5 protein-coding genes are annotated in these 8,114 nt (G+C 48.4%); 2 read left to right on the top strand and 3 right to left on the bottom strand.

The features are described from left to right. On the top strand, nt 1-2,583 hold a 2,583-nt coding region (locus ACLW56_RS18045; RefSeq protein WP_330985112.1), incomplete at its 5' end, for an autotransporter outer membrane beta-barrel domain-containing protein. Nucleotides 2,584-2,623: 40 nt separating this feature from the next. On the opposite strand, the gene ACLW56_RS18040 is transcribed toward ACLW56_RS18045, so the two are convergent. Then, nucleotides 2,624-3,535 carry a LysR family transcriptional regulator gene (locus tag ACLW56_RS18040; protein ID WP_330985111.1) on the bottom strand — a complete coding sequence of 304 codons (912 nt, stop codon included), beginning with the start codon at nt 3,533-3,535 and terminating at the stop codon, nt 2,624-2,626. A 743-nt stretch (nt 3,536-4,278) separates the two neighbouring features. Between ACLW56_RS18040 and ACLW56_RS18035 the strand changes: the two genes are divergently transcribed. Beyond that, nucleotides 4,279-5,502, top strand: coding sequence for a hypothetical protein (locus ACLW56_RS18035; protein ID WP_330985110.1), 1,224 nt, complete (start codon nt 4,279-4,281; stop codon nt 5,500-5,502). 388 nt (nt 5,503-5,890) lie between these two features. On the opposite strand, the gene nemA is transcribed toward ACLW56_RS18035, so the two are convergent. Beyond that, nucleotides 5,891-7,045 carry an N-ethylmaleimide reductase gene (nemA, locus tag ACLW56_RS18030; RefSeq protein WP_330985109.1) on the bottom strand — a complete coding sequence of 385 codons (1,155 nt, stop codon included), beginning with the start codon at nt 7,043-7,045 and terminating at the stop codon, nt 5,891-5,893. After that, on the bottom strand, nt 7,029-8,102 hold the full coding sequence (locus ACLW56_RS18025) for a serine hydrolase domain-containing protein (RefSeq protein WP_330985108.1): 1,074 nt from the start codon (nt 8,100-8,102) through the stop codon (nt 7,029-7,031). Before ACLW56_RS18025 ends, nemA begins: the two co-directional genes overlap by 17 nt. Nucleotides 8,103-8,114 lie beyond the last annotated feature (12 nt).

Raw genomic sequence — 8,114 nt, 5'->3', positions numbered from 1 at the left:
GTCATCAATATCAATGCTGAAAATGGTGTGGCCTTCTATTCCGACGGCAATGCCAACAACCGTATCATCAACAAAGGCCAGGTTATCCTTGGCGAAGGTGTACCAGACAGCGCCGATAACACTGACGATTTAGCGTCGATGGTTCTGGAAGGCACGCTGAGTGGAATTACCAGCATAACATCTTCTGGCTGGGTTGAGTCAGGCACGGTGGCGACCAATACGGGAACCCTCGAAGGCCCTGGAAATATTGATGTCAACGGTACGCTGGAAAACCAAAGCGGAGCCAGCATCACTGCAGCTCTGAATATCGCTAACGGCACACTCACCAATGCCGGTGACATAAGCAGTACCATCCTGGCAACGGGTACCAGTACCCTAAATAACAGTGGGACAGTCGACAACGGCGTTAAGCTGCGTGACTCCAGCCGTATGACTAATACCGGCACAGTGACGCTGGGCAGCGCTGCGGATGCCGGTAACGCCAGCATGATGGAGATGAAAAACAACGCGGTATTTGAGAACTCGAGCACCGGCACGCTGCTGGTTGATAACAACAAAAACGCCATTCACCTCAATGACAACAGCACCCTGAAAAATAGCGGCACGATGGTGGTGTCCGACAGCAGCCATGCTGGCGGGGTGAACCTGTATGGCGGCACAACCAAATTTATCAATGATGGCACCGCTACGGTTTCCGGTGGTAAATCACTGGTGGTTTCGAGTGGTAATGCCGCAGCGGGCAAGTCGTGGTTCTGGAACCAGGACGACGGCGTGGTTGATTTCACTGCCACCACCAGTGGGCTTGCGGCTGTTAATCTGGGTGGCTCAAATTACGTCGGCATCAACGACGGGGAAATGGACATTCACGGCAACAATGCCGTAGGTATGAAAGCCGGGAAAAACAGCCAGCTGGTCAACAACGGCACCATCAACCTTGGTGAAGAAGGCAATGCCGCGGGTGAAAGCGGCCTGATTGCGATGCAGCTGAATGCGGATGCCACGGCGGATGCGGTGATGGAAAACAACGGCACTATCAATATCTATGCCGATAATTCCTATGCCTTCGATCGCATGGGGGCCAATGGCCGCATCATCAATAACGGTGCCGTTAACATTGAAGGCACCGGCAGCGGTCTGGTTAAAGGTGGCGAAGGTTCCGTTGAAGGGCTGAACGGCGATAACGGCGACAGCACTGAAGTGCATGCTGCCACCACCGATCGTCCGGTTGATCCGACTGCTACGGCATCTGTCTCCACAGATCCTGTCCGCACCAGCGTCAGCTATTACACGGTCGGCACCAATGCCAACGGGACGGCGGGCACCATGGCCGGCAACAACATGGACCTCGATGATGTCAAAGTGGATACCGGCTTTACCGCAGGTACTGCTGCCACCACAGAAACGTTTGATAACGTCTTTGTCGGCAATGACATTCAGGGCGAGCAAAACGTGCAGTCGACCAGCGTGGTGTGGACGGCGACCGGCAGTAAAGACGCCAACGGCAACGTTGACGTCACCATGAGCAAAAACGCCTACACCTCGGTGGTGGATGACAGCAGCGTCAACAGCGTTGCAGCGGCACTTGATGCGGGTTACACCAACAACGAACTGTACAACAGCCTGAATATGGCAACGTCTTCAGACGTCACCAAAGCCATGAAGCAGATCAGCGGCAGCCAGGCACTGAATGTCGCCCGCGATGCGCGCGTGCTCAGCAACCGCTTCGATATGCTGGCCGATGCGGCACCGGAAATTAACAACGGTCTGTCATTTAACGTAGTGGCGAAGGGCGATCCGCGTGCAGAACTCAGCAATGACACGCAGTACGATATGATGGCACTGCGTCAGAAACTGGGCTTCGGTAACAACCAGTCGTTAACCATGGAATACGGTATCGCGCGTCTGGACGGCGACGGCAACGTCAGCGCCGGTCAGGATGGCATTACCGGCGGTTACAGTCAGTTCTTTGGTCTGGATCATGCCATGCCTATCGGTGAAAGTGGCCTGTCGTGGAACAACGGCCTGCGTTATGACGTGCATCAGCTCGACAGCAAACGCGGCATTAACTACGGCGATGTGAACAAACAGGCCTCGGCTGATACTAAGCAGCAATATCTTGAGTTGCGCTCTGAAGGCCGTAAAACCTTCAACCTCAGCGAAGGGCTGGATATTGCCTCGTACGCCGGTGTTAAGCTGCGCCACACGCTGGATGACGGCTACAAAGAAACCGGGGCAGGTGACTTCAACCTCAACATGAACAGCACCACTGAAACCGCCGTGGATTCCGTGGTCGGCATGAAGCTGAGCTACGCCGGTAAGAACGGCTGGGCAGCAACAGCGACCGTTGAAGGTGGCCCGAACCTGAGCTACTCAACCAGCGGTAAAACCGCTTCTTTGCAGGGCGCATCCGGGCAGAACTTCGCCGTGGATGACGGTCAGAAAGGCGGCGGCATCAACAGTATGGCGCAGGTCGGCGTAAAATATCATGCCGGTAACACCGCGGCGTCGCTGGAAGCCTTCCACTGGAAAGAGGACGGTATCAGCGATAAAGGTCTGATGGTGAACTACAAGTTCAACTTCTGATTGTAAAACTCAATGGCCCTTGCCTATGCGGGGCCATTTTTTATTTTAATTCTCTCTTGAAAATATCGACCACTCTCAATAAATTAACTTTGTTAGATTTGTAATTGATATACAAATCTATTCCCAGCTCTGGGGCAGGGAGCAAATTTATATTTTTACGCCCACTTTCGTTCATATTTTCATATTCAACTTCAGAAATAAATCCGATGGCATTATTTTTCTCAATGAAAAAAAGGTTAAGGTTTTGCTCTGTGCTTTCGAATATCACTCTTTTACGATGCTTTATGATATCGGCAATTACTGTATTATTTTTTCGAATAGACTGAAAATAAGTGGGGCTGTTGTTGATGGTTACCCATGGGATCTCAAGCAGTATCTGGTTATTGTTCTGTAAATCACACAGTTCAGCTTTTTGTGGGTGCTGATTGCTATAGGCAATATATCCGCGCATTTTGTAGAGTTTGTGGCTGATAACACCTGGACTGAACATTTTTTCATGAGTGATGATAATATCAGCCTTTCTAAATGAGAAAAGTTCAATGGCCATATTGACATCAACGACTGCACTGATATGCGTGATCTTGGGTAACGAGTCTGCATCCTGTGCTTCAGAATATTTGTTAATGAAATCAAGCATAGGTGCATCAGGAGCATAGATAACAATTTCGTCTCTTGCATCTTCACTGAACATCGAACCGTACATATCACTAAAGTTCGCCAGCAACGCAGAATGCAGTTGGGCGCAAAAAATAGTAGGCTCGATCCCCTGTCCAACCCGGACAAAAAGCGGATCATTAAAATGTTTTCTTAGCTTATTAATGCTTTGTGTCACATTGGATGAAGATGTATCCAACTCTTGTGCCGCTTTTTTTATACTGGAATGCTTATAAGTCGATAAAAATATCGGAATAGCATTGAGGTCAAATTTTCGAAGGTTACGTAAATTAATCATGACATACCAACCTTAAATTTTATATTATGGCCGAAATAGAGAGCCAGTGCTCTGTTATTGTCGTTTTCTTCCTGCACTCGCCTGATAAAAGCACGAACCAGTGTACTGCCTTCCGGCAAGTGTGTAAGTATGATAAAGCAATTGGTATCCCACATCTGAGCCTCATGCGTACAGCGTATTTTGCCTTTGTAGTCTTTAGAAAAAGACAATGTAGTTTCCACCAACCATCATGCCGCACTCAACTTTCTATTATGTGCATAGAAAGTTGAGGAGGCTGCTTATTTTTATAATAAATATTATGCTCCTTGAATATGCAACACCATCTTATTATAAATAAAAGACCATTAGCTTGAACACTGACAATGTAGTCACCATGCTCATAATGAGCTTAGTATAAAATACAAAACAGTCGAGATTTTCAAGATGGATTTTTTCTGCGCTGCTGCGAGGGGCCTTGTCCGGCAGGGAGATGCCCGAGACGATTGTTACCAACGATAGCGCCCTGGTCGATTTCCTGAAGCCGATTCATAGGTGGAGTAGGGAAGAGTAGCCCCGTCAAGCCGGAGCGCTTTCTGTTATTCGCAGAAATGGGGCTGATAAGTCGGCTGTGGAGTAAAAGCAAAAACAAATGAGCAAAAAATGCCAATCCATTATTCGAATAATACACAACGTTCAATACAGATCCATGTCATATATCAGTTACATTAATGAATGTGAACGATATCACTTACTAAGGGGAATGTATGAAAGACATTATAACACCGGAATACACATCTGAATTTACAATTCCAGCAGGGCAAAGAGGAATTATTATTGCACGTTTTTATGATGTTTGGGGTGATGGTTCACTTGATGGATGGCAACAGCCAGTTACTCCGCCTCAGGTTATGTTGGATGGGAATCCTCTCAACCTTGATCTTTGGTTCTCAGCAGACAGTATTTCTACTCCTGAGCCTGATGGATTTAATCAGGAAGATTATATTAATGGGCAAAGTCAAGGTGGATTCGACCAACATTCACAATATTACCAGCAATCGTTCGAAGCGCTTACCTATGATGCTAAATTAGTTTTTTCTGGTAACTATCAAATTACTGGATATTTCAGTATCACCGTATATCTGGGGCTGGATGAAACTCGGTTCCAGTATGAAATGTTGGATAGAGAAATGACATCAACCCCCAATGATTCAAATCCATATATAGAAGGTAATCCAAGTGTAATTTTTTATTCTGAGTCCGAAGGGCAAAATAGGAAAGAAGATAGCGTTATTTATAATCAACACGTTACTCACATTAATGAACGAGATGGTGAGATCTTATTCTTCCGGCCCGATGCAACACGTTCCGCAACCGGATTCTCTGACGAAATGGCTGCCGATGGATGTAGCAAAGGATACCTGTCTGCGACAAAAGGAGATCCAAATAATCAACAAGTGTTGATTTTAAGAATTAAGATGCCAACAACGTTTATTGGAAGTGCTACACCTGATTTAACGTTCGGTAGCTATCAATGTAGACAAGTTAGCGTGAGTGCGAACATAGAATCTACAACCAGTGTTGACCCTCTTCTTGATTTCTGGACGGTTAGCAGCCGAATGTTAAATGAATATATTGATAGTGATGGCTATGCTTACGTCTTCTTTGCTCCAACCTATTTTACTGAACAGCAAGTGAAAGTTCAGGGCGTTCCGTCAAGAACGCCACCAGTTATAACATGGGGTAATTATAAAGGCTATCTGTTAGGCGACCCGAACCATGCTATTGTTATTCGGTATCGAGACCCTGCATCTGATTGGGAGGGAAACCCACAAAATGCAGTATGCTATTTGTATCCAGAAGACAATCAGCCTGTCACTGTAGATGAGTTAGGCGTATTTTTACCTGAGTTGTTTGGCGATACGATGGCGAATTTTTTGAATGGAAAAATTGGGGCAGTAGTATCAAGCCAGCCTTGGCCAGTAGAGTAAAAAACCACCTCTTGAAGAGGTGGCTTTACGTGGGGCCCCTGGAAGGGGCCTTATCCGTTTTAATCCTTCAACCAGCTTAGCGTTCCCGGATGATATTCAGCGCCAGCTCAGTCAGTGATACGGGTAGCTGGCCCAGACTGCCGATAACGTTTTAGCAGACGGCTGCAATGACGTGGCGTGATGCCGAGCATGTCATCAATGAGCCACAAATAGACATTAGCATTGAGCCTCTACAACGCATGTCAAAGCTCAGTAGAAATGTCTAATCGCTGGCTCGTTAGAAATGTCCAGGGCAGGGTAACGATGAAATGTCCGCTTAAGTGCTAATAGCAGACATTGGCTGACTCAGAAAGAGTTCAGATTTCAACAGATAGTTACCAGCACTAAATTATTCAACAGCAGGATAATCGGTATAACCTGTTTCATTTCCACCGTAAAAGGTATTCTTATCCGCCTCATTTAGCGCATAATTATATTTTAAACGTTCGGTCAGATCGGGATTTGCAATATATGGTCGCCCAAATGCCACGGCGTTTACATAGCCCTCATGGATCATTTTGACCGCTTTATGCGTTGAATACGAACCTGCACCGACGATAACACCCGGATAAATGTCGCGTATCGCCTGACGGTAACTGTCTTCCATTGGCGTTCCTCCCGTCCAGTCTGGTTCTGAAAGATGCAAATAGGCAAGTTTTCTGCGTGACAATTCACCTAAAAGGTAGAGATAGTCATCGTGGCTTTCAATATCCCGGTCCTGTGTACCCATGGAACTTAGAATCCCTTTAAATGGCCCGGAAGGGAATAACCGAATGGCTATCCGATCGGCGCTCCATGCCTCAATGGCTGCATCGACGACCTCAAGAATAAACCTTGCCCGATTCTCAACGCTCCCACCGTATCTGTCCGTTCTGCGGTTAGAGGCAGGGGAGAAAAACTGATGAAGAAGATAACCGTGTGCCCCGTGCAACTCGACCAGGTCAAATCCCGACCTCCTCGCATTACTGACAGCAGCACCAAAATCTTCAACGATTTTGCTGATTTCCACAGTCTCTAACGCACGCGGCATTGAGGTTTCAACCCGCACAACGTTGCCCGACGCATCTTTCAGCGATGTTCGACTGTGTGAGTGAATAGCCGACGGGGCGACTGGTGCTAAGTTTCCTGGCTGAAGTGATGTATGAGAGTTGCGGCCCGTATGCCATATCTGAACCGCGCAGCGGCCGCCGTTCTGGTGCACGGTCTCCGTTACCATCTTCCAGCCCTCCACCTGCTCATTAGTATAAATGCCGGGTGAACCTGCATAGCCTCGGGCCTGTGGAGAAATATCCGTCGCCTCTGTAATGATTAAACCTGCTGAGGCCCGCTGGCCGTAGTACTTTGCCATCAGCGGTGTGGGCACATCACCGGGCACCCTGGCACGCAGGCGTGTCATAGGGGCCATAAAAATCCGGTTAGGAACCTTAATAGCACCGACACGCAGAGGCTCAAACAATCCGTCGGTGACAACAATATTGTTTTCCTGGTTATTTTTGCACGCCATCGCGGATAGCCTCCATTTGCGGCCAGAAACGGAAGGCATTTTCGCGCACATAAGGGAAGATAATCCCGAACCTGCCGGTTTTTCTCTCAACCCAGGGGTACACACCAAAATAACCGATGCTCGAACTACGAAGGCATTCACCTTGCACATTCCACGTTTCACACCAGTTGCCAAGGCTGTAGTGAGCGTCTGCCAGTACGCTCGCGCCCGTTGGCGTCATTTTTGCCTTTGCAGTCTGGTCTGAAAGCAGTTCATTCACCGACTGTGGAGACAGAATGACTTTGCCCTCAAAGCGTCCCCCTTGTGCCAGCATGCTGAGGAAACTCATGTAGTCCTTTGCCGTACTGACAGCTCCGCCCTGCAAGACTGGATTTAGGGTTTCCGTGACCGGTAGTTCTTCTGGTGTGTCCATTCTGAGATGCGTCCAGTAGGTTTTATTCATGCCTAATGGACCGCCGATTTTCTCCTGGAAAACGTCACGCCAGCGCTTCCCTGTAGCGGACTCAACAGCTGCACCTACCAGCTGAAAACCCGGGCCGCCGTAGGCAAAAACCTCTCCAGGCTTGCTGATAAGCGGGCGTTGACTGACCTCAAGCGCTGACTGCTTCAGGGTAATACGGTGGTCCTGAGCCAGTTCATAAAGCTCTCCCTGAGAACCTGCCAGCCCTGACGTCTGCGACAGTAACTGACGCAGTGTTAGCCTGCCCGCTTGTGGCGGAAGCTCAGGCAGCCATGTTGAGACCGGTTCATCAAGCGATAGCTTTCCTTCATCAATCACTGCCAGTGCGGTCGCTGCGGTCAGGAATTTTGAGGCTGATGCAATGGGATACTGCGTATCAGGCTTCATATCACCAAAGTTAACCAGCGAAATGATTTTATCGCGTTGTCCCACACCAACGCTGAAGTCTCCAGCACCCTTGTGGCTCATTTCAGCAGCGGCACGCATTGCGGCCTCCGGAAGCGCGGTGCCTTCTGTCACTTCGGCCCTGGCTGCCAGGGCCGCAGCAGGAACAAGTGAGCTCATCATGGCGCAAAGAAGAATGTGACCTGATTTCATATTTCTTATCCT

The sequence above is a fragment of the Pantoea sp. sgz302252 genome (assembly GCF_047713085.1).
GTDB lineage: Bacteria > Pseudomonadota > Gammaproteobacteria > Enterobacterales > Enterobacteriaceae > Scandinavium.
This window is presented reverse-complemented; position numbering and strand designations above follow the sequence as displayed.

Coding starts and splice junctions, on each gene's coding strand:
- ACLW56_RS18040 (WP_330985111.1), bottom strand. CDS start 3,535: ATGATTAATTTACGTAACCTTCGAAAATTTGACCTCAATGCTATTCCG.
- ACLW56_RS18035 (WP_330985110.1), top strand. CDS start 4,279: ATGAAAGACATTATAACACCGGAATACACATCTGAATTTACAATTCCA.
- nemA (WP_330985109.1), bottom strand. CDS start 7,045: ATGGCGTGCAAAAATAACCAGGAAAACAATATTGTTGTCACCGACGGA.
- ACLW56_RS18025 (WP_330985108.1), bottom strand. CDS start 8,102: ATGAAATCAGGTCACATTCTTCTTTGCGCCATGATGAGCTCACTTGTT.